This is a genomic window from Meridianimaribacter flavus, from assembly GCF_004366715.1.
Taxonomy (GTDB): domain Bacteria; phylum Bacteroidota; class Bacteroidia; order Flavobacteriales; family Flavobacteriaceae; genus Gaetbulibacter_B; species Gaetbulibacter_B jejuensis.
Map to the genome: position 1 here is coordinate 183,525 of NZ_SOQZ01000001.1, position 22,044 is coordinate 205,568.

The window sequence follows — 22,044 nt, forward strand, 5'->3', positions numbered from 1 at the left end:
AATGAAAGCAGAGGAAACGCATTTAAAAGGAGCGTATGTTTTTAGTCCAACCGTTTTTGAAGACCAAAGAGGCTATTTTTATGAGAGCTTTAATACTAGCACCTTTAAAAAGCTAACTGGGTTAGATGTAAATTTTGTACAAGACAATCAATCTAAATCTTCTAGAGGTGTTTTAAGAGGCTTGCATTTTCAAGTAGGAGACTATGAACAAGCAAAACTAGTAAGGGTTATTAAAGGTAAAGTTTTAGATGTTTGTGTTGATCTTAGACCTAATTCGCCAACCTTTAAGCAATACTTCTCTGTAGAATTAACCGAAGAAAATAAAAAACAGCTGTTTGTTCCAAGAGGATTTGCACATGGGTTTTTGGTTTTAGAAGACGATACAATATTTAGCTACAAGTGCGATAATTATTACCATAAAGATTCTGAAAGAGGGCTTATTTTTAATGACCCTTCAATTGGTATCAATTGGGATTTCCCCGAAGATGAATTAATTATATCTGAAAAGGATAAAATATTACCAACTTCTAACACTTTTTTTAAATGAAAAAAAGCGTTTTGGTTACTGGTGCTAATGGCCAACTAGGGAAATGTATCGAAGAACTTTCTTTAAATTTTGAGGAATTAAACTTTATTTTTAAGTCTTCAAAAGAATTAGACATTACTAGTTTCAATAGCGCTAAAGCAATTTTTGAAAAACATCAGTTTAATTATTGTATTAATTGTGCAGCCTATACAGCTGTTGATTTAGCCGAAGACGAAAAAGAAAAAGCGTTTGCTGTAAACGCTGAAGGCGTAAAACACTTAGCTATACTGTCAAAAGACTATAACACATCACTAATACATATTTCTACAGACTTTGTTTTTGATGGTTTAAAAAACACACCATATACAGAGACAGACTCACCAAATCCAATAAATGTTTATGGTGCTTCAAAATTACAAGGAGAACAATATATAAAGGAGCTTTTAGATACGTATTTTATATTTAGAACCTCATGGTTGTATTCTGAATATGGAAATAACTTTGTGAAAACCATGTTACGTCTTTCAAAAGAAAGACAGGAATTGAATGTGGTCAATGATCAAATAGGTTCCCCAACATATGCTAAAGACCTAGCTGAGGTAATTCTAAAAGTGATAAAAGAAGATAACACTAACTATGGTATGTACCATTTTAGTAACAAAGGAGAAACAAGTTGGTTTGGGTTTGCTCAAGAAATATTTAAGCAAAAGAATATTCAAGTAAACTTACTGCCAACAACTTCTGAAAACTATAAAACAAAAGCAAAAAGACCAATGTTTAGTGTGTTGGATAATTCTAAAAGCCTAAAGAAATTAGGAGTTATTCAAAAATCATGGAAAAAAAGTTTAACTAATTGTCTTAAGTTATCTAATAGTTAACCCTAAACACAATAACCTCAAAATGTTGCATACCACAATAATTATGGTAATTTTGCATGCTTAATAGAAATAAAAAATATGAAAAATGATAAAAAAGTAGCCCTTATTACAGGGGTAACAGGACAAGACGGAGCCTATTTAAGTGAGTTTTTATTAAAAAAAGATTACATAGTACATGGTATTAAAAGAAGATCTTCTTTGTTTAATACAGATAGAATTGATCACTTATACCAAGATCCTCATGTTGAAAACCAAAACTTTTTTCTTCATTATGGTGATTTAACTGATAGTACAAACCTTATCAGAATTATTCAGGAAGTACAACCAGATGAGATATATAACCTTGCGGCTATGAGTCATGTGCATGTGTCTTTTGAAACACCAGAATATACAGCCAATGCAGACGGAATAGGAACATTAAGAATACTTGAAGCTGTTAGAATGTTAGGGCTTGAAAATAAAACAAGAATTTACCAAGCATCCACATCTGAATTATACGGAAAAGTACAAGAAGTTCCTCAAACAGAAACTACACCTTTCTACCCAAGAAGTCCATATGCAGTAGCAAAAATGTATGCCTATTGGATTACGGTAAACTATCGTGAAGCTTATGGAATGTATGCATGTAATGGTATTTTATTTAACCACGAATCTCCAATTCGAGGAGAAACGTTTGTTACTAGAAAAATCACAAGAGCAACATCAAGAATAGCTTTAGGTTTACAAGATAAAATGTATTTAGGAAACCTAGACGCAAAAAGAGATTGGGGACATGCCAAAGATTACGTTAGAATGATGTGGATGATTCTTCAGGCTGATCAAGCAGAAGACTGGGTAATTGCTACAGGTAAGACGACATCTGTAAGAGACTTTGTTAGAATGTGTTTTAAACATATTGGTGTAGAATTAGAGTTTAAAGGCGAAGGTTCTAATGAAAAAGGATTTGTAAAGTCTTGTAGTAACCCTGATTTCAACCTTGAAATTGGCAAAGAGATAGTTTCAGTAGACGAAAAATATTACAGACCAACAGAAGTTGATTTATTGATAGGAGACGCAACAAAAGCTAAAGAAAAATTAGGATGGGTTCCTAAATATGACCTTCAAAATTTAGTTGATGATATGATGTCTAGCGATTTAAAACTAATGCAAAAACAACAATTTTTGCAAGATGGCGGTTACAGAATCAATAACTACTTTGAATAAAAAGCAGTTATGAAAAAAGATTCTAAAATATATGTAGCTGGACATCGAGGTTTGGTGGGTAGTGCTATTGTAGAAAACTTAAAAAGTAAAGGCTATACAAACCTAGTTACCAGAACACATTCTGAACTAGACTTAACCAATCAAGTTGCTGTTGAAGACTTTTTTAAAAGCGAAAAACCAGAATATGTTTTTTTAGCTGCAGCTAAAGTAGGAGGTATTATTGCAAATAATGTATACAGAGCCGATTTTATTTACGCAAACATGATGATTCAAAACAATGTAATTCATCAAAGTTACCTTAATGGCGTATCAAAATTGTTGTTTTTAGGGAGTACATGTATTTATCCTAAAAATGCTCCTCAACCAATGAAGGAAGAGTATTTATTGACAGACACTTTAGAATATACCAATGAGCCTTATGCCATTGCAAAAATAGCTGGAATAAAAACCTGTGAAAGTTACAATCTTCAATACGGTACAAATTTTATTTCGGTTATGCCAACAAATCTTTATGGACCTAACGATAATTTCGATTTAGAAAAATCACATGTTTTACCAGCGTTAATTAGAAAGATATATTTAGCAAAAATGCTAAATGAAAACAATTTAGATGCTGTTATTAGTGACACTGGTTTTGAAACGATTGAAGAGGCAAAAGTGTATCTTTCTAAATTTGGAGTATCAGAAAACAGTGTAGAAATCTGGGGAACAGGAGCTCCAAAACGAGAGTTTTTATGGTCTAAAGATATGGCTGATGCTTGTGTATTTATTATGGAAAACAGAGAGTTTTCTGATACATATTCCGAAAATGATAGCGAAATTAGAAACACCCATATCAATATAGGTACAGGGAAAGAAATTTCTATTAAAGAGCTAGCCGAAACCATAAAAAGCATTATTGATTTTAAAGGAGACTTAGTGTTTAATACAGATAAGCCTGATGGAACCATGAGAAAATTAACAGATGTTTCTAAATTGAACGGTTTAGGTTGGAAACATTCGGTTGAATTAGAAGACGGAATTAAAAAAGTGTACGATTGGTATGTTAATAAATGAAAACCTACAAACAGCTATCAAAGCATCATTAGAAGCAGGAAAAGTAATCATGCAAATATATGATACAGCTTTTGATGTAGAAATGAAAGACGACAAATCACCTTTAACAGAGGCAGACAAAAAAGCTAATGATGTCATTAATTCGTACCTGATTCCTACGGAAATTCCAATAATTTCAGAAGAGAATAAACAAACGGATTACGCTGTTAGAAAAACTTGGGAAACCTGTTGGGTTGTAGATCCAGTAGATGGCACTAAAGAGTTTATAAAACGTAACGGTGAATTTACAGTAAATATAGCGTTAGTAACCAACGGAAAACCTGTTTTAGGAGTTATTTACGTGCCTGCAGTAAAAACCATCTATTTTGCTAATGTAGAAAACAACGAAGCGTTTAAGGTAGATTTAGAGTCTCATGATGTTGCTGTTGAAAAGATATTAGAATTAGCCCAACCATTACAACCAAAGAAAAACAATTCGGATAAAGTTGAGGTTGTTGGTAGTCGTTCGCACATGAACCAAGACACGTTGGATTTTGTAGAAAGCTTGAAAGCAGAAGGTAAAGAGGTTGAGATTGTATCAAAAGGAAGCTCTTTAAAATTTTGTTTGGTAGCCGAAGGAAATGCCGATGTATATCCACGATATGCACCTACCATGGAATGGGATACTGCTGCAGGTCAAGCCATTTGTAACGCAGTTGGGTTAGAGGTTATTTCTAAAGAAACAAATAAACCATTAGCTTACAATAAAGAAAACCTATTAAACAGCTACTTTTTAGTCAGTAAGTAAATGGCAGATGTTTCTTATAAAAGACATATTGCCAAAACCATTACATGGAGAGTTGTTGGAACGATAGACACAATAATTCTCTCTTGGATAGTTACTGGAGACCCTTTGGCAGGTCTTAAAATAGGATTCGCAGAAGTCACAACAAAATCAGTGTTATACTACTTACACGAACGTGTTTGGTACAAAATTAATTTATCGAAGGATGGTATTCTTCTTGAAAGTAGAAAACGACATATTGCCAAAACTATTACATGGCGTTTTATAGGAACAATAGATACAATGACGTTGGCTTGGATTATTTCGGGTAATCCACTTGCTGCTTTACAAATAGGTTTTGCTGAAGTGATTACTAAAATGATATTGTATTATTTGCACGAACGCGTTTGGTATAAAATAAACTTTGGTTTAAGTAAAAGAAAAAAAGAATAAGATGAAAGAGAACATTATTCCGCACGATTATCAAATATCTATTGAAGATAGACGAAAGCAAAATGGACACAATTCTTTTTTATTATGGTTTACAGGATTATCAGGATCAGGTAAGTCTACTATAGCCAATGTGGTTGAACAAAAATTGCATCAGAACGGTATTAAAACCTTTTCGCTAGATGGTGACAATATCAGAAAAGGAATTAATAAAGACTTAACCTTTGCTCCAAAAGATAGAACTGAAAATATCCGTAGAATTGCAGAAGTGGCAAATTTAATGGTTAATGCTGGTTTAGTGACACTTGCAGCTTTTGTGTCACCTTACAAAAAAGACCGAGAGAACATTAGAAGTATCGTTAAAGATATTAACTTTGTCGAAATATTTGTTAATACCAGCGTTGAAGAATGTGAAAGACGCGATGTAAAAGGGCTTTATAAAAAAGCTCGAGCTGGGGAGATAAAAAACATGACAGGAATTTCAGCGCCTTATGAAGCGCCAGAAAACCCTGATATTGAAATAAAAACAGAAAACGAATCAGTTGAAGCAGCTGCGCAACGAATCGTAGATTATATAACGCCAAAATTGTCAAAGCAACAATGAGTAAGTATTATTTAAATTATTTAGATGAATTAGAGAGTGAAGCAATTTTTGTTTTACGTGAAGTTTGGGCACAATTTGAAAACCCAGTAATTTTATTTTCAGGAGGAAAAGATTCTATCTTGGTAACGCATTTAGCAAAAAAAGCATTTTATCCTGCTAAAATACCATTTCCATTAATGCATGTTGACACTGGTCACAATTTCCCAGAAACCATTCAGTTTAGAGATGACATTATTAAAGAATTAGGCGCGCAACTTATTGTTGGTTCTGTACAAGAATCTATAGACGAAGGTCGTGTAGCTGAAGAAAAAGGGAAAAATGCTACGCGTAATGCACTTCAAATTACAACACTTCTTGATGCTATTGAGGCCAATAAGATTGATTGTGCTATTGGTGGTGGACGTCGTGACGAAGAAAAAGCAAGAGCCAAAGAGCGTTTCTTCTCTCATAGAGATGATTTTGGGCAATGGGATCCTAAAAACCAACGACCAGAACTGTGGAATATCTTCAACGGAAAGCATTTTGAAGGAGAGCACTTTAGAGCATTCCCAATAAGTAACTGGACAGAAATGGATGTTTGGAACTACATAAAACGCGAGAATATTGCAATTCCATCATTATACTTTGCACATGAACGCGAAGTCGTTTGGAGACAAGACTCTTGGATTCCAAATTCTGAATTTTTAGTACTAGAAGACCATGAAGAAGTGGTGACTAAAAAGATACGTTTTAGAACGTTAGGTGATATTACTATTACTGGTGGTGTAGAATCTGATGCTGATACATTAGAGAAAATTGCTGCTGAAGTTGCTGGTATGAGAAATACCGAGCGTGGAAACAGAAGTGACGATAAGCGATCAGAATCTGCTATGGAAGACCGTAAGCGTCAAGGATACTTTTAATCAAAATTAAATAAAAAATTAACTGTCATGCCAAATACAATTTGGCATCTCATATAAAGAATAACATGTTAGACAACAATCAATTATTACGTTTTACAACTGCCGGAAGTGTAGATGATGGAAAAAGTACATTAATAGGGCGTTTGCTATACGATTCTAAATCTATTTTTGAAGACCAACTTGAAGCTATTGAAAACACAAGTAAGAAAAAAGGTCATGAAGGTGTAGATTTAGCACTATTTACAGACGGTTTAAGAGACGAAAGAGAGCAAGGTATTACCATTGATGTTGCTTACAGATATTTTACAACACCAAAGCGTAAATTTATTATTGCTGATACACCAGGACATATTCAATATACACGTAATATGGTTACTGGAGCATCAACAGCTAACGTAGCGACCATTCTAATTGATGCAAGACATGGTGTAATTGAGCAAACTAAACGTCATGCATTTATAGCATCGTTATTGCAAATACCACACATTATTGTTTGTGTAAACAAAATGGATTTGGTTGATTTTTCTGAAGACGTATTCAATAAAATTGTTTCAGAATTTGAAGAAGTGTCTTCAAAGATGCTTGTTAAAGACGTTCGTTTTATACCAATGTCAGCGCTTTTAGGAGATAATGTGGTAAACAAATCAGAAAATATGCCTTGGTATCAAGGAGCACCAATGCTACATACTTTGGAAACAATGCATATTAGTAGTGATATTAATAAAGTAGATGCGCGTTTTCCTGTACAAACTGTAATAAGACCACAACGTGAAGGTTTTATAGATTATAGAGGTTATGCAGGTCGTGTAGCAAGTGGTATTTTAAGAAAAGGCGATGATGTTACTGTAATGCCTTCAGGATTTACATCAAAGATAAGCAGTATTAACCTTCATGATAAAGAATTAGAAGAAGCTTACGCACCAATGTCAGTTTCTATAACTTTAGAAGACGATATAGACATTAGTCGAGGTGATATGATTGTGCGTTCAAACAATAAACCAGAGCCTTCTCAAGACATTGAGGTAATGTTGTGTTGGTTAAATAATAGTGCAGCTAAACCTAGAGCAAAATATACTATTAAGCATACTTCTAACGATCAAAAAGCGATGATTAAAGAAGTGGTTTACAAATACGATATCAATACCTTGGAGCGAAATAGTGACGATACTGATTTATCAATGAATGATATTGCTAAAGTTAAAATACGTACTACAAAGCCGTTAATGATTGATGCTTACAGAGAAAACAGAACTACTGGAAGTATTATTTTAGTAGATGATGCAACTAATGAAACTGTTGCCGCAGGAATGATAGTTTAACTATAAAAACAAATAAATTAATGAAAAAATTAACATTAGTATTATTAGTAATTACCTTTTTTTCGTGTAAAAATGAAGAAAATGTAGCCGAAAAAGCTAAGCAACAAAATAATAAACTAGAGCAAAAAATAGAAAAAAAGAATAGACTCGTATTTGAAATAGATTTTAAAACGACTAAACCAGATGATTTTATTTTATTTTCAAATGATGTTTTTTTAAATAACAGTCAGTTTATGAATTTTATCATAACTCATAAAATGAACAGTAATGAAAATCAAAAGGTTATAAAATTTGAAGTGCCAGATGAAATTAAACCTGATGTTAGCTTAGGGTTGATTTTAGGGAGAGAAAACGAGAAAGCCATTACAGTTAAATTAATTAAAATACATACCAATAATGTTGAGTATTTGATTTCTCCTGATGAATTAAATGATTACTTTACTTTTAATAAATTTATAGAATATAATCCTGAAACAGGCATTATTAATACAAAAAGAATAGATGGGAAATATAACCCAACAATGTTTTTAAGAAAAAAAATTATAAATAAACTTTTTCAATAATTGAAACATAATATTGTTAAACTTTTAGAAAAAGTAGGAGTAAAAAGCTCTCGAACAAAAAACATAATAAAGCATTTACTAATTTCTTTTTTATACAAAGGAGGAGCTGTTTTATCTAATTTTTTATTAGTTCCATTAACAATTGAGTATCTCGATACTGAAAACTATGGGGTATGGCTAACAATTACATCTTTTATCTCTTGGCTTTCTTTTTTGGATATTGGATTGGGTAACGGATTAAGAAATAAGTTTGCAGAAGCAAAAGCGAACAATAATTTAGAGTTAGTGAAAGGATATATTAGCTCTGCATATTATTCAATATTCATATTGAGTTCATTTCTTTTTATTGTTTTTTTTGCCATTAATAATTTTATTGATTGGACATTGTTTTTTAATTCTAGCTCTAAGTTAAGAAGTGACCTTAGTTTTTTAATGCCTATTGTTGTTGGGTTTTTTTGTATTCAATTAATTGTAAAACTCATAGTCAGCATATATTTAGCTGATCAAAATCATTCAGTTCAAGTTAAAATTCAGTTTATCACACAAGCGATATTATTGTTTATTGTCTGGCAGCTCACCAAAACAGATAATAGTTCTTTACTTGTTTTTGGCACTTTGTTTTCATGCATACCTGTAGTTGTTTTATTAATATTCAATGTATTTGCTTTTTCAAATAAGTACAAAGCAATAAAACCATCATTTAAGTATTTTAATAAAAAATATTTAAAAGATGTAATGGGTATAGGAGTTAATTTTTTCATTATACAAGTTGCAGCAATAATTTTGTTTTCTACTGATAATTTTATCATTAGTCAGTTATTTAGCCCTGAAGAAGTAGTCCCTTACAACATCGCTTTTAAATACTTTTCTATACTTACCATGCTATACACAATGATTGTAGCTCCTTACTGGTCTTCATTTACTCAAGCATTTACCCTAAAAGATTTCGAATGGATAAAGAAATCTGTAAAAAATATTTTAAAAATTTGGTTTATTGTACCAATACTGCTAATTATAATGTTGATATTGGAAGATTGGTTTTATAATATTTGGATTGGAGAAAAAGTTATTGTACCATTATCTCTTTCTATTTCAATGGCTTTATTTGTTTTGTTGTTTACGTTTAACATGGTTTTTACTCAATTTATTAATGGTGTAGGGAAAATTAAGATTCAATTAATTACTGCAATCACATCTATGATTATAAACATACCGTTGAGTATATTATTCGCAAACTTTTTTAATATGGGAACAACAGGAGTTATAATTGCTACTTGTGTTTCTATGTCTTATGCAGCTGTATTAAGACCAATGCAATATTATAAAATAATAAATAACAAAGCTAAAGGGATATGGGCAAGTTAAGTTTTTTCGAAAAAATATTTTTAAAACTCCCTCATTCACTAATATATAATCTATATAGGTTTTTTAGAAGTAAAGAGTTTAACAAGAAGCAAGAAGAAAGAAAAATAATAGTAAAGGGAAAAGAAAAGTATTCATTAAAAGGTTTTGATGATAATGAATGTATTTTTATTCATATCCCTAAAGCAGGAGGGGTTTCATTGGCATTAAATCTTTTTGGAAATTTAGGTTATGGGCATAGACCAATTTACAAGTATTTATACATTTTCAACCAAAAAGAATTTAAAAAATATTTTAAATTCACATTTGCAAGAAATCCATGGGATAGATTAGTTTCAGCCTACTTCTTTTTAAAAGCAGGAGGGTTTCATAAAGAAGATGCAGAGTGGTATGAAATGCACCTATCAAAATATAAGGATTTTGAAGATTTTGTCCTAAATTGGGTTAATGAAGATAATATATATAAAGGGATACATTTTATTCCTCAATATGAGTTTATCACAATAAACTCAAAAGTTGCAGTAGACAAAATATATAAAATAGAAGAATTTAACAATAGTGTTAAAGAAATTAATGAGGTGTTGAATAAGGATATTCTTCTTACACACGAAAATAAATCTAAAAGGGAAAAAGATTATAGAACATATTATTCTTCAAAAACGCAAAAGATTGTAGAAGAAGTTTATAAAAAAGATATTTTACTCTTTGGCTATAGTTTTAGTGATACAAGCCATAAAAGCGAGATTTGAGTGTAAGATAATGAAAATATTGATTGTAAATTTTAGTGATATAGAAGGTGGTGCTGCTAGAGCATCTTATAGACTTCATAATTCGCTCCTTAAAGAAGGGGTTAGCTCTACAATGTTAGTTAAAACAAAAAAAAGTGATGACTATACAGTTATTTCTCCTACTTCAAAGATTGGTAAATTTACAGCTAAAGCACAGTCTATAATAAATCCATACCCATTACTTAAATATAAAGAACATGATTTATTTTCACCGTCATTTTCACCGTCATTTAGAATTGTAAAAGCAATTAATGAAATAAATGCTGATATTGTTCATTTACATTGGATTAATGCAGGAATGTTAAAAATAGAAGACTTTTCAAAGATAAAAGCACCTATTGTTTGGTCCTTACATGATATGTGGGCATTTACGGGTGGGTGTCATTATTCAAAAGAATGCGAACGATATAAAGAAAACTGTGGGAAATGTATTATTTTAAAGTCAAATAAAGAAAATGACTTAAGTCGTAAAATTTTTAATAGAAAGAAAAAAACTTTCGCCAAAACAAATTTAACAATTATAGGTTTAAGTAAGTGGCTCGAATCTTGTGCAAAATCTAGTACTCTATTTAGGGATAAAAGGGTGGTTAATTTACCAAACCCAATAGATACAAATTTATTCAAACAAGTAGAGCAAAAACATGCAAGGAAATTATTTAATTTGCCGAATGATAAAAAATTGATTCTTTTTGGAGCGATGTCTGCCACTAGCGACAAAAGAAAAGGGTTTGATCAACTAAAGAAAGCATTAAAAAGTATAAATAAAGAATGTGTTGAGCTTTTAATATACGGTAGTTCTAAGCCCCAAAACCCTGAAAACTTAGGTTTTAAATCTCATTATTTAGGGAGACTATATGATGATGCTAGTTTAACAGCAATTTATAATGCAGCTGACGTCATGATTGTTCCTAGTTTAGAAGAAAATTTATCTAATGTTATTATGGAAAGTCTGTCTTGTGGAACACCTGTCGTTGGGTTTGATATAGGAGGGAACAGCGATTTAATAGACCATAAAGAAAATGGATATTTAGCAAAACCTCTTGATACTAATGATTTAGCTAAGGGCATAGAGTGGGTTTTAAATAATGAAAACTACTTAGGGTTAAAAAATAAATCTAGGGCAAAGGTTTTAAAAAATTTTGATACTACTATAGTAGCTAAAAAATATATACAACTATATAAAAGTATTAATTAATTTTGAAGAATACGTTTAGAGCAAATGCAAGTATTGTTAAGGTAATTCTTTACCTTAACTTGTTTTATGTATTCTTTTATGTGCTCTTAAAACCTCAAGGAATTAGTTTTTCAAAAATTGCTATATCATGCCTCTTGTTGTCTTCTTTGGCCTTACTTATTTATTTTAGTGCTAAGAACATAAAAAAGCTCAAACAAATAAATAGAACACCCAGAGTTATATATTTTTTATTAATTCTCTGGTGTGTTATAACTATTATCAGAGGTTTTTCGTTGAACTTACAGGATTGGATTACTAATTTAGGAAACATCTACATGGCACCAGCATGGTTAACGCCACTTTTTTTAATTATAGGAGTAAATTTAAGTAATTGGTCCAAGGCATATAAAGCAATAAGTTTTATGTTGGGTTTAATGGTTTTCTTCTTTTTTTTAAGCTTTATATTCCCATTCAAATATCCTCAATGGTCATGGCTATTAAGACCTGTTAATTTAGCTTTTATAGTTTTTTTCTATAGGTCGAATATATTAAATAAAACACTTTTTTTTTTAGCGACTATAGCATATTTGTTTATAACTGATGCTACAAGCCACCGAGTAGATTATATTTTCTTTGCATTATCCATAACTTTTGTTCTAATAGATAAAGCAAGCCAAGTTAATTTAAGAAAATTACTTTTCTGGCAGGTTATTATTATTTATGTTTTAGTTCTTTTAGTTATTTTTTTAATGGGGTATGCCTATTTTGCGGATACAGTTAACTTACTCGTGGAATATCAGGACTCTAGAACCTTTTTATTTACAGAACTTTTTACAGAGCTTAATAAAAATGAATATTATTATGGAAGAGGTTCTCTCGGTACATACTACAGTGATTTTTTTGAAAGAACAACAAGATATTATCATCTGAAAGGTAATACAGGCTGGAAAGGAGATGAACCGGAGAGAATTACAATTGAAGTAGGTTACCTTCAAATGATATTAAAAGGAGGTTTTATTATGTTTTTCTTACACTTATATTTTATGTTGTATGGTGTTTATTTAGGTATTTTCAAGTCAAAAAATAAATTCACAAGAAGATTAGGAGTTTTCATATTAATTATAACCATTTTAAGTATAATTTCATTTAGGCCAAGATTTACTCCAATTTTTATTTTTTTATGGATGGCAATAGGCACTGTGTTAAATAAAAAAAACAGAGAAATGAATGATGAGGAAATTAATAATTTATTAAAATGATAGAAACTCCTAAAATTAGTATTATAACTGTAGTATATAATGGTGAAGCTTACCTACAACAAACCATAAACAGTATAAAAAAGCAAACTTACAAAAACGTTGAGTACATAATTATTGATGGAGGCTCTACTGACAAAACAATTGATATAATAAATGACAATGAAAAAACTATTTCAAAATGGGTAAGTGAACCAGACAATGGCTTGTATGATGCTATGAATAAAGGAATCAAAATGGCCTCTGGGGAACTAATAGGAATAGTAAATAGTGATGATTGGTATGAAAACAATACAGTTGAGCAAGTAGTAAATGCATACATAAAAAACAAAGAGAAAAAAATATTTCACGGTGATAAAAACTGTATTAAATTAAACGGAGATATAAAATTAAAAAAAGCTAAAAACAATCCTTTTTTGATTAAATATTATGGTATGGTTTTAAATCATCCAACTATGTTTGTACATAAAGATATTTATAAACATTATCAATATAATACCCAATTAAGGTCTGTTTCTGATTACCAATTTACTTTAACAAATTACTTAGACAATAAAAATAAATTTCATTATATACCTCAAGTTTTATCTAATTTTAGATTAGGAGGAATTAGTGGAAATTTAAAATTTAAGAAGATTTTATCTGAAAATTATATCGCAAGAAAAAATGCAGGTATGAATTTTGCTAGCAGGTCTTTTGCATTAGTATTCAGAATTTTGGTAGAAGTTTATTTTAAATTATCTAGAAAGAAAAATGATTATTAAAAAAGAAAATAGCAACTACAATATACCAGATTTTTTAATAGTTGGTGGAGCAAAATGTGGTACAACATCTTTAAGTCAATACCTCTCTAAACATTCTGATATTTTTATACCAAAGGTTAAAGAGTGCAGATACCTTTCAAAGATGACGCCAAACTTTAATGGTCCAGGAGATCATGTTGTAAATATTGAAATGACCACTTCATTAAAAGAGTATTCAGATTTATTTAAAAAAGCAAAAGCAGGTCAGTTTTTGTGTGATGCTTCCGTAGATTATCTTTACTATTATAAAGAAACAATTAGCAGCATTAATGACTTGTATAAAGATGAACAGCCTAAGATTATAATTCTTTTAAGAAACCCAGTTAAAAGTGCTTTTTCTATGTATTCTCACCTTAAGAGAGACCTAAGAGAAACGCTTCCTTTAAATCAGGCTATTAGCGCTCAAAAAGATAGGCAAAAAAATAATTGGGAATGGGTTTGGCAATATACTGAGATATCTAAATACTACAATCAAGTAAAGTTTTATAAAGACAATATTGATAAAGAGAATTTAAAAATTATAATTTTTGAAGAGTTTATTAAAGACCCTCAAAAAGAGCTAAAAGAAATACTTGCTTTTTTAGGTTTAGAAGACCAAGACTTAAAAGGAGATAAAGTTCATAATAAATCTGGAAACGCTAAATCACCCTTTCTACAAAAGATAATCTTAAACAAATCACCTTTAGTGATGTTTATAAAAAAGCTTATACCAAGAGGTTTAAAGCAAAAAGTGTCTCAAGTAAACATAGAACCAGTTGCAATTTCACAAGAAGACATAAAATTATTAAAACCTTATTTTGTAGAAGATATTGTCAAGCTTGAAAAGCTATTAAATAAAGATTTATCTCTTTGGCATAACAATTAAGCAATGCAAAATAAAAGTAAAATTCTAATATGTGCATATGCCTGTCAACCTCACAGGGGCTCTGAACCTGGAGTTGGATGGAACATGGTTTCTGAGCTAGCAAATAACTCTCAATACAAATACTTAGTAGCTACAAGGAGTTATTATAAAACGTATATAGAAAAAGAAACTATCCCTGATAATTTAGAGTTTTTTTACTACGAACTTCCTCAAATTTTTATAAGATTAAAAGAAAGGTTTAATCTGCTAAGAATTTATTATTATTTATGGATGTTAGGGGCATACATTAAATTAAGAAAACAAAAAAACAGCTTTTATATTATTCATCATCTTACTTTTGTAAATGATTGGTTACCATCACTTTTTGTGTTGTTTAAAACAAAATACAATCATTTTATTTGGGGGCCTATAGGAAGTCATAGCCGTGTTAATTCAATATTTTTAAATTCAAGAAAAGAAAAGGTAATTGAGAGAATAAGGATTTTTTTACAGACTTTTTACAGAACATTTGACCCTTTTTTTATGATATGTAAAAAGCAGTCAAGTAAAATAATAGGAATAAATAATAATGTAAAAAATAAGCTTAAACTTAAACATAAACTACAACACAAGTTCATTAGTTTTCCTGCAATAGCCTTGAGCCAAAAACAAATTGACGAAGCAATATATCAAGCTAAAAAGAAGAGAATATCTAAAGAAACTTTTAATATAATATCAGTAGGCAGATTAATGTATATTAAAAATTTCCATTTCACTATTTCAGTATTTGCTGAATTTCTCAAGAGCATACCAGAGAATGAGAAAGAAAAAATAATACTAACGATAATAGGAGAAGGAAGTCAAAAAAATGCATTAATTGAGAAGTGTAAAACTTTAAATATTTATAAAAACGTACAATTTTTAGGTAATATTCCGCAAAAAGAAGTTATGAATTATTTTTCTAAAGCTAATGTTTTCTTGTTTCCAACCTTAGAGAGTGCAGGATTTGTAATCTTGGAAGCTATGGTTAATTTTTTACCTGTTTTAGCATTAAATACAGGTGGACCAAAACAATTTTTGAAAGAAGAAACAGAAAATCAGTTGGTGGAGTATGATAATAGAATGAATAAAATGGAGCTTATCAATTCAATGGCTTCAAAACTTAAGAAGCTTTATAATAACTCAGATTTAATAAATAAAATAGGATTGGTTAATCATAATGAAATAGTTAATAATTATACTTGGGATAAAAAGGCAAAAAAAGTAATAAGCATTTATAACTCTTTAAAATAAAATGAATAAAGCTCTTTTTATTTTACACTATTCGCCACCAGTTCATGGTGCTTCAAAAGTAGGAGACTCTATTTTAAATAGCTCAATTATAAGTCAAGAACTGGATGCTAAATTTATAAAAATAAAATCTTCAGACAGTATCGATGTTATTGGTAAGTTTAATGGTAAAAAGATTTTATATTTCATTGAGTTGTTTTTTAAAATTTGCTGGAGCTTATTATGGTTTAGACCTCAAATAATATATTACACAGCATCACCTTATGGTTTTGCTTTTTATAGAGATTTAGTGGTTTCAGTTCCTATTAAAATTTACAGGAAATTGAGTAAAACAAGCTTGTTTTACCACTATCACGCAAAGGGAATAGATAGTTTTGTATCACAATCTAGCATAAATAAAAAATTAACTAATTTCCTTTTAAAAAACACAACAATTCTGCTAATCTCTAAACTAATGAAAAGTGAAATAAGGCAGGTTAACACCTATAAAAATGTGGTTTTTATAAATAATGGTGTAGAAACTACTTTAAACAAGGAAGATTTTTTAAATGTTGTGTCTCAAAGAGTATCTAGTAATAAAGCATCTGTTTTGTATCTTTCAAATATGATAAAAGAAAAAGGCTATGATACTATTTTAGAAACTGTAAGAAAAGTAAAAGAATCAGGTTTAGACAATATAGAGTTTAACTTTGCAGGAGGTTGGGCAACAAATGAAGATGAGCAGTTTTTTAATAACTATGTAAAAGAATATAACCTGCAAGAATATGCTACATTTCATGGTTTAGTACAAGGTGAGAAAAAGAAATCGTTGTTTTCAAACGCAACCATATTTGTTTTTCCTTCAAGATATAAAAAAGAAGTGTTTCCTATTTCTGTACTAGAGGCATTATCTTATGGTTTGCCAATTTTAGGTTTTAATGCAGGTGCGGTTTCAAAAATTATTAATGCTAAAATAGGTGTAATCAGCAATAAAGAACTTATTTTTGAAGACTTAAAGAAAATGATAGTAAATTACCAATCTACTGATAATTATAAGGTTTGTAGAGAGGAATATTTAAGTAAATACACTATTGATGTCTTTGAAAGAAAACTAACAGACATATTAACTTCAAGCTAATGCCCAAATCAGTTAAAATAAAAGAGTATAACATTTATGCGTCAGATATTAATAGTCTAACTGTTGAAAAAGACAAAAAGACTATTGTAAACACAATAAATGCGCATTCTTATATAGTAGCAAAAAACGATTCAAAGTTTAAAAAAGCATTGGTAAGTAGTGATATTTTATTGCCAGATGGAGAAGGTGTTGTTTTGATGGCAAAAAAGTTGAAAGGCGAAAAAATTAAAAAGATAGCAGGAGCAGACATTCATGACTATTTATTAGATCTATCAGAAAAAAGAGGTCTTAAATGTTTTTATTTAGGAGCAAGCCAGGAAACATTAGACATTATCAAAAACAAACAAACTCAAAAATATAAAAATGTAGCGTTTGGTTTTTATTCGCCACCATTTAAACCGGTTTTCTCAAAGGAGGATAACGCACAAATGGTATCAAAAATTAACGCGTTTAAACCAGATGTGTTATTCGTTGGAATGACAGCTCCTAAACAAGAAAAATGGGTTTTTGATAATAAAGAAAGTATAGATGCTAACATCATTTGCTCTATAGGTGCTGTTTTTGATTTTATAGCCGAAACAAAAAAAAGAGCACCACAATGGGTTATAAATTTAAAGATGGAATGGCTATATAGAAGTTTCACTGCTTGGAGGTTAACAAAACGATACCTTTATTCTACCCCTCTTTTTCTTTTAGAAGTTTTTAAATTAAAATACTTTAAAAAATCGATATAAATAAATAATGTTAAATAAGCCACTAGACATAATAAAACTAGTTGTCAAAAAAGGAGACTATTCTTTTTTGGCATTAACATTATCAATGTTTCTGCTACCCCTTTCAATCAACTTGAGTACGTTTACGTTAATTGCCTCTATTGTTTTAAAGATTATTCAGTCAATTTATCATAAAGAGCTAAAGTATGGTTCAAAAGCTTTAAAACACAGTGTTATAATAGGATTTGTTTTTTTAGTTTATATAATTATAAACTCAATTATACAAACCAATTTAAGGCACACTTTCGTTTTTTTTGAAAAACAGTTTTCACATTTTACTTTATTATTTATCATACCCTTTATAATGGGAAACAAAAAGGAAAATAAGTTGCCTTTTTATGCATTGTTAATTGGGAGTCTAGTGGCAATTATAGAGGTGTTTGCTTTGAGTGTGATAAATAAAATACCATTTGATAAATATGCTTTTTTAAGATTTTTAGATATTCATCACACCTATTTATCAATTTATCTGTTAACCTTAGTTAATCTCATGTTAATTAAGTTATTGTCAAAAAATAAACTAAAAATAAATACTAAGCTATTTATATTAATAATAATTAGCTTACTCTTTTGGTTTGTATTTTCTTTAGACAGTAAGGCTTCTATGGTCATTTTTGCGCTTTTGTTTGTTGTCCAAGCCTTACCTAAAGTAAATAAAAAAAACATAAAATTTCATATTCCTTTTTTAATAGGAATTATTATTGTTTTTGTAGTGTTTAATACTAAAGCATCAGTTAATTATGAGAAGGCTTTAGATTTTAGGTTACAAATATGGGAAGAGTCCTTTAAGATTTTTGAAAATAACCCCTTCTTTGGTAATTTAAAATCATCAGAGAAAGACTTACTTAACTATAATCATTACCTAAGCGGTAAATATTATTTCTTAGATTCTGACTTAAATAGCCACAATCAGTACCTTTCTTTTTTAATGAAGTACGGCTTAGTTGGAGTTTCAATCTTTTTTCTTTTTATGATAAACATGTTTAAAAAAGTTAATGTTAAATCACAAAAATCAAAAATCAGGGAGTTTTTAGGTTGGACAGTTATTATAGTATTGGTGTTTTATATTGAAAACCTATTAGATAGGCATCATGGTATTGTTTACTTTTCATTTATGTATAATTATTATTTAGTTGCAGTAGAAAATGAAGAAATTTAAGTTAATATTTCTATTTGGACTAATAGCAACTATTGCATTCTCACAAGAGTCCGAAACTGTTATAAAGACAGATTTTGGTATTCGAGATTTTATAGTACAAAAAGATTCTATCATTTACATAAAAAAAAGAAATGCCTATTTAAAAGATATAAAAACAAAGACAACTAAAGACTACTTTATTGGAGGATATGGCCTTAAGTTTTTACAAGATAATAAGCCCAATACTATAATTACAGTGTCCAATGAATTAGTTAACAATGTGTCTTCAGTAAGATTCTATGACAAAAAGAAGGACCGTTTTGAAAGTGTTTTTTATAACGATGAAGGAAAAATTATAGACGCCGTTATTTTACCTGAATTAAACTTATTCATACTTAGTTTAATAAGTGAAAAAATAATCATAGTTAATTATTCAAAAAAACCTAAATTTTTAAAAATAGCAGAGATAAGTTTAAATACATTTTCTAGGAAAATGGTTTATGAAGAAGGAGCTCTATTATACTGTACAGATAAAGGAAAGGTTTATAAATACAACATAAATAATTACCAAAATGAATTAATTTATGATGGTAATGAGTTAATCACCGATTTTTTTATTGATGGAGAAACAATATTTTTATCTACAAACTCAGGGATACTCAAAAAAGTTAATATTGAAACCAATAAAGAAGAGCAAACAAAAATCAGTGATAATTTTATTAACACTTTTATAAACTCTAAAGAGAATCTTGTTTGTGGGAGTTGGAATGGAGATATATATATAATTAATAAGAAAGACCTAAAGCTTAAACAGAAGTTAAGCATTCATAAACGAAGTGTTTTAAAAATTGAAACCCAAGATGATTCGATTTTTTATTCAAGTAGTTTAGATAAAACAATAAAAAAATGGTATTTAAACCAGAATTAAATTAAATGAAAATATCAGTAATAGGAACAGGATACGTTGGCTTAGTTACAGGAACATGTTTAGCAGAAACAGGTAACGAAGTTCTTTGTATAGACATAAATGAAGAAAAAGTAAAACAAATGCAAGAAGGTATAGTTCCAATCTATGAACCGCATTTGGACGTGCTTTTTGAACGAAATATAAAGGCCCAAAGACTTAAGTTTTCAACTTCACTAGAAGAAGGTATTGAGCATGGAGACATTATCTTTTTAGCATTACCAACACCTGAAGATGAAGACGGTTCTGCAGATCTTTCATATGTATTGGGTGCAGCAAAAGATATAGGAAAACTTATAAGAGAGTACAAAGTTATAGTAGATAAAAGTACAGTGCCTGTTGGTACAGCTGATAAGGTGACTGAGGTTATGGCAAAAGAAACTAACGTTGACTTTGATGTAGTGTCAAACCCAGAGTTTTTAAGAGAAGGTTTTGCAGTTGATGACTTTTTAAAACCTGAGCGTATTGTAATTGGATCAAGTTCAGAAAGAGCAACAGCTTTAATGCAAAAGCTCTATAAACCTTTTGTAAGATCTGGTAACCCAATTATAGTAATGGACGAAAAGTCTGCTGAGCTTACTAAATATGCTGCTAACTCGTTCTTGGCTACTAAAATTACTTTTATGAACGAAATTGCCAATTTCTGTGAGAAAGTTGGTGCAGATGTTGATATGGTAAGACGTGGTATGGGAACCGACTCTAGAATTGGTAAGCGATTCCTTTTTCCAGGAATAGGTTATGGTGGCTCTTGTTTTCCAAAAGACGTTAAAGCACTTCACAAGTCAGGTAAAGACAGTGATTATACGTTTGATATCCTTAATTCGGTTATTAGTGTTAACAATACCCAAAAAACAATCTTAATACCTAAGATTGAATCATATTATAATAATGATATAAACGGTAAAACTTTTGCTGTTTGGGGATTAGCATTTAAGCCAGAAACCGATGATATTAGAGAAGCACCTTCTATTTACATGATGGAAAAACTTCTTGCTGGAGGAGCAAAGCTTAATGTTTTTGACCCAGAAGCGATGCCTAATATTAAAAGAAAGTTTGGAGACACTTTAAATTATGCAAATAACATGTATGATGCAACAAAAGATGTAGATGCATTGATTATCTGTACAGAATGGAGTATATTTAGAACACCAGATTTTAATAAGCTTAAAAAAAACATGAATAGACCTGTTATTTTTGATGGTAGAAATCTATATGATATTCAAGAAATGAAAGGAGAAGGGTTTTACTATAACTCAATTGGTAGAGTCACTGTTAAATAATTTATGAAAAGAATATTAATAACAGGAGCTGCAGGATTTCTTGGTTCGCATCTCTGTGATAAATTTATAAACGAAGGATTTCACGTTATAGGAATTGATAATCTTATAACAGGGGACTTAAAAAATATAGAGCATTTATTTCCTCTAGAACATTTTGAGTTTTATCATCATGATGTTTCTAAGTTTGTACATGTGTCAGGTGAGTTAGATTATATTCTTCATTTTGCATCACCAGCAAGCCCAATAGATTATTTAAAAATTCCAATACAAACTCTAAAAGTCGGTTCTTTAGGAACACATAACCTTCTTGGATTAGCTAAAGCTAAAAATGCAAGAATATTAATTGCATCAACTTCTGAAGTCTATGGAGACCCATTGGTACATCCCCAATCTGAAGGTTATTACGGCAACGTTAACACAATAGGCCCAAGAGGTGTTTATGATGAAGCAAAACGCTTTCAAGAATCTATAACAATGGCATATCATAGATTTCACGGTTTAGAAACGCGCATTGTGAGGATATTTAATACCTATGGACCAAGAATGCGATTAAATGACGGAAGGGTAATACCTGCTTTTATTGGTCAAGCACTAAGAGGTGAAGATTTAACGGTTTTTGGAGATGGCTCTCAAACACGTTCGTTTTGTTATGTATCCGACCAAATAGAAGGAATTTACAAGCTATTGTTTAGCGACTATGTGTATCCAGTAAATATTGGTAATCCTAATGAAATTTCAATTAAAGATTTTGCCGAGGAGATAATAAAACTCACAGGAACAAATCAAAAAATAGTTTATAAACCATTACCTCAAGATGATCCACTACAAAGACAACCTAATATAGATTTAGCAAAGAAAACACTAAATTGGGAGCCAAAAGTAGATAGGAATGAAGGGATGAAGTTAACATTTAATTATTTTAAAGGCCTTACAGAAGAAGAGCTGTATAAAAGTGAACATAAAGACTTTTCTAAACACATAAAACGATAAT

General features: G+C 30.1%; 23 protein-coding genes. All 23 read left to right on the forward strand.

What is annotated here, in order from left to right:
• Position 1 precedes the first annotated feature (1 nt).
• The gene (gene rfbC / locus A8975_RS00830; protein WP_134198351.1) at positions 2-547 is read left to right on the forward strand and encodes a dTDP-4-dehydrorhamnose 3,5-epimerase; all 546 of its coding nucleotides are present in this window, start codon (positions 2-4) and stop codon (positions 545-547) included.
• On the forward strand, positions 544-1,404 hold the full coding sequence (rfbD, locus tag A8975_RS00835) for a dTDP-4-dehydrorhamnose reductase (RefSeq protein ID WP_134198352.1): 861 nt from the start codon (positions 544-546) through the stop codon (positions 1,402-1,404). The genes rfbC and rfbD overlap by 4 nt, the downstream gene beginning before the upstream one ends.
• A 78-nt stretch (positions 1,405-1,482) precedes the next feature.
• The gene (gmd, locus tag A8975_RS00840; RefSeq protein WP_131506376.1) at positions 1,483-2,607 is read left to right on the forward strand and encodes a GDP-mannose 4,6-dehydratase; all 1,125 of its coding nucleotides are present in this window, start codon (positions 1,483-1,485) and stop codon (positions 2,605-2,607) included.
• Positions 2,608-2,616: 9 nt separating this feature from the next.
• The gene (locus A8975_RS00845; protein ID WP_134198353.1) at positions 2,617-3,663 is read left to right on the forward strand and encodes a GDP-L-fucose synthase family protein; all 1,047 of its coding nucleotides are present in this window, start codon (positions 2,617-2,619) and stop codon (positions 3,661-3,663) included.
• Positions 3,650-4,450 carry a 3'(2'),5'-bisphosphate nucleotidase CysQ gene (gene cysQ / locus A8975_RS00850; protein ID WP_370450261.1) on the forward strand — a complete coding sequence of 267 codons (801 nt, stop codon included), beginning with the start codon at positions 3,650-3,652 and terminating at the stop codon, positions 4,448-4,450. The genes A8975_RS00845 and cysQ overlap by 14 nt, the downstream gene beginning before the upstream one ends.
• The gene (locus tag A8975_RS00855; RefSeq protein WP_131506374.1) at positions 4,451-4,879 is read left to right on the forward strand and encodes a DUF2061 domain-containing protein; all 429 of its coding nucleotides are present in this window, start codon (positions 4,451-4,453) and stop codon (positions 4,877-4,879) included.
• Position 4,880: 1 nt separating this feature from the next.
• Entirely contained in the window at positions 4,881-5,480 is a 600-nt protein-coding gene (gene cysC / locus A8975_RS00860; RefSeq protein WP_134198354.1) for an adenylyl-sulfate kinase, read from the forward strand.
• On the forward strand, positions 5,477-6,382 hold the full coding sequence (gene cysD / locus A8975_RS00865; RefSeq protein WP_131506372.1) for a sulfate adenylyltransferase subunit CysD: 906 nt from the start codon (positions 5,477-5,479) through the stop codon (positions 6,380-6,382). Before cysC ends, cysD begins: the two co-directional genes overlap by 4 nt.
• A 65-nt stretch (positions 6,383-6,447) precedes the next feature.
• Positions 6,448-7,701 (forward strand): sulfate adenylyltransferase subunit 1, encoded by a 1,254-nt coding sequence (locus tag A8975_RS00870; protein ID WP_134198851.1) that lies wholly within the window; start codon positions 6,448-6,450, stop codon positions 7,699-7,701.
• A 20-nt stretch (positions 7,702-7,721) separates the two neighbouring features.
• A complete protein-coding gene (locus A8975_RS00875) occupies positions 7,722-8,264 on the forward strand; it encodes a hypothetical protein (RefSeq protein ID WP_131506370.1) in 543 nt (180 codons plus the stop codon).
• Complete coding sequence (locus A8975_RS00880; protein WP_131506369.1) at positions 8,265-9,629, forward strand: lipopolysaccharide biosynthesis protein; 1,365 nt, start codon at positions 8,265-8,267, stop codon at positions 9,627-9,629.
• Complete coding sequence (locus tag A8975_RS00885) at positions 9,617-10,375, forward strand: sulfotransferase family 2 domain-containing protein (RefSeq protein WP_134198355.1); 759 nt, start codon at positions 9,617-9,619, stop codon at positions 10,373-10,375. The genes A8975_RS00880 and A8975_RS00885 overlap by 13 nt, the downstream gene beginning before the upstream one ends.
• Entirely contained in the window at positions 10,332-11,609 is a 1,278-nt protein-coding gene (locus tag A8975_RS00890; RefSeq protein ID WP_208325348.1) for a glycosyltransferase family 4 protein, read from the forward strand. The genes A8975_RS00885 and A8975_RS00890 overlap by 44 nt, the downstream gene beginning before the upstream one ends.
• Before the next feature lie 314 nt (positions 11,610-11,923).
• Positions 11,924-12,847, forward strand: coding sequence for a hypothetical protein (locus A8975_RS00895; protein ID WP_131506366.1), 924 nt, complete (start codon positions 11,924-11,926; stop codon positions 12,845-12,847).
• On the forward strand, positions 12,844-13,608 hold the full coding sequence (locus tag A8975_RS00900; RefSeq protein WP_134198356.1) for a glycosyltransferase family 2 protein: 765 nt from the start codon (positions 12,844-12,846) through the stop codon (positions 13,606-13,608). Before A8975_RS00895 ends, A8975_RS00900 begins: the two co-directional genes overlap by 4 nt.
• On the forward strand, positions 13,598-14,512 hold the full coding sequence (locus A8975_RS00905; RefSeq protein WP_134198357.1) for a sulfotransferase family protein: 915 nt from the start codon (positions 13,598-13,600) through the stop codon (positions 14,510-14,512). Before A8975_RS00900 ends, A8975_RS00905 begins: the two co-directional genes overlap by 11 nt.
• Positions 14,513-14,515: 3 nt before the next feature.
• Positions 14,516-15,784: a glycosyltransferase family 4 protein gene (locus tag A8975_RS00910; protein WP_134198358.1), complete on the forward strand. Its 1,269-nt coding sequence runs from the start codon at positions 14,516-14,518 to the stop codon at positions 15,782-15,784.
• A gap of 1 nt (position 15,785) precedes the next feature.
• Positions 15,786-16,898 carry a glycosyltransferase family 4 protein gene (locus A8975_RS00915; protein ID WP_134198359.1) on the forward strand — a complete coding sequence of 371 codons (1,113 nt, stop codon included), beginning with the start codon at positions 15,786-15,788 and terminating at the stop codon, positions 16,896-16,898.
• Positions 16,898-17,632: a WecB/TagA/CpsF family glycosyltransferase gene (locus tag A8975_RS00920; RefSeq protein ID WP_131506361.1), complete on the forward strand. Its 735-nt coding sequence runs from the start codon at positions 16,898-16,900 to the stop codon at positions 17,630-17,632. The genes A8975_RS00915 and A8975_RS00920 overlap by 1 nt, the downstream gene beginning before the upstream one ends.
• 7 nt (positions 17,633-17,639) lie before the next feature.
• Positions 17,640-18,830 carry an O-antigen ligase family protein gene (locus A8975_RS00925; RefSeq protein ID WP_134198360.1) on the forward strand — a complete coding sequence of 397 codons (1,191 nt, stop codon included), beginning with the start codon at positions 17,640-17,642 and terminating at the stop codon, positions 18,828-18,830.
• The gene (locus A8975_RS00930; RefSeq protein WP_131506359.1) at positions 18,817-19,737 is read left to right on the forward strand and encodes a hypothetical protein; all 921 of its coding nucleotides are present in this window, start codon (positions 18,817-18,819) and stop codon (positions 19,735-19,737) included. The genes A8975_RS00925 and A8975_RS00930 overlap by 14 nt, the downstream gene beginning before the upstream one ends.
• 5 nt (positions 19,738-19,742) lie before the next feature.
• A complete protein-coding gene (locus tag A8975_RS00935) occupies positions 19,743-21,053 on the forward strand; it encodes a UDP-glucose dehydrogenase family protein (RefSeq protein WP_131506358.1) in 1,311 nt (436 codons plus the stop codon).
• A 3-nt stretch (positions 21,054-21,056) separates the two neighbouring features.
• The gene (locus A8975_RS00940) at positions 21,057-22,043 is read left to right on the forward strand and encodes a UDP-glucuronic acid decarboxylase family protein (protein ID WP_134198361.1); all 987 of its coding nucleotides are present in this window, start codon (positions 21,057-21,059) and stop codon (positions 22,041-22,043) included.
• Position 22,044 lies beyond the last annotated feature (1 nt).

Excerpts from the sequence above, each read along its gene's own strand:
- A8975_RS00925 (WP_134198360.1), top strand. The coding sequence starts at position 17,640 with ATGTTAAATAAGCCACTAGACATAATAAAACTAGTTGTCAAAAAAGGA.
- rfbC (WP_134198351.1), top strand. The coding sequence starts at position 2 with ATGAAAGCAGAGGAAACGCATTTAAAAGGAGCGTATGTTTTTAGTCCA.
- A8975_RS00940 (WP_134198361.1), top strand. The coding sequence starts at position 21,057 with ATGAAAAGAATATTAATAACAGGAGCTGCAGGATTTCTTGGTTCGCAT.
- A8975_RS00935 (WP_131506358.1), top strand. The coding sequence starts at position 19,743 with ATGAAAATATCAGTAATAGGAACAGGATACGTTGGCTTAGTTACAGGA.
- A8975_RS00875 (WP_131506370.1), top strand. The coding sequence starts at position 7,722 with ATGAAAAAATTAACATTAGTATTATTAGTAATTACCTTTTTTTCGTGT.
- A8975_RS00895 (WP_131506366.1), top strand. The coding sequence starts at position 11,924 with ATGGCACCAGCATGGTTAACGCCACTTTTTTTAATTATAGGAGTAAAT.
- A8975_RS00910 (WP_134198358.1), top strand. The coding sequence starts at position 14,516 with ATGCAAAATAAAAGTAAAATTCTAATATGTGCATATGCCTGTCAACCT.
- cysD (WP_131506372.1), top strand. The coding sequence starts at position 5,477 with ATGAGTAAGTATTATTTAAATTATTTAGATGAATTAGAGAGTGAAGCA.
- cysC (WP_134198354.1), top strand. The coding sequence starts at position 4,881 with ATGAAAGAGAACATTATTCCGCACGATTATCAAATATCTATTGAAGAT.
- A8975_RS00915 (WP_134198359.1), top strand. The coding sequence starts at position 15,786 with ATGAATAAAGCTCTTTTTATTTTACACTATTCGCCACCAGTTCATGGT.
- A8975_RS00870 (WP_134198851.1), top strand. The coding sequence starts at position 6,448 with ATGTTAGACAACAATCAATTATTACGTTTTACAACTGCCGGAAGTGTA.
- A8975_RS00845 (WP_134198353.1), top strand. The coding sequence starts at position 2,617 with ATGAAAAAAGATTCTAAAATATATGTAGCTGGACATCGAGGTTTGGTG.
- rfbD (WP_134198352.1), top strand. The coding sequence starts at position 544 with ATGAAAAAAAGCGTTTTGGTTACTGGTGCTAATGGCCAACTAGGGAAA.
- cysQ (WP_370450261.1), top strand. The coding sequence starts at position 3,650 with ATGTTAATAAATGAAAACCTACAAACAGCTATCAAAGCATCATTAGAA.
- A8975_RS00885 (WP_134198355.1), top strand. The coding sequence starts at position 9,617 with ATGGGCAAGTTAAGTTTTTTCGAAAAAATATTTTTAAAACTCCCTCAT.
- gmd (WP_131506376.1), top strand. The coding sequence starts at position 1,483 with ATGAAAAATGATAAAAAAGTAGCCCTTATTACAGGGGTAACAGGACAA.
- A8975_RS00905 (WP_134198357.1), top strand. The coding sequence starts at position 13,598 with ATGATTATTAAAAAAGAAAATAGCAACTACAATATACCAGATTTTTTA.
- A8975_RS00920 (WP_131506361.1), top strand. The coding sequence starts at position 16,898 with ATGCCCAAATCAGTTAAAATAAAAGAGTATAACATTTATGCGTCAGAT.
- A8975_RS00930 (WP_131506359.1), top strand. The coding sequence starts at position 18,817 with ATGAAGAAATTTAAGTTAATATTTCTATTTGGACTAATAGCAACTATT.
- A8975_RS00855 (WP_131506374.1), top strand. The coding sequence starts at position 4,451 with ATGGCAGATGTTTCTTATAAAAGACATATTGCCAAAACCATTACATGG.
- A8975_RS00900 (WP_134198356.1), top strand. The coding sequence starts at position 12,844 with ATGATAGAAACTCCTAAAATTAGTATTATAACTGTAGTATATAATGGT.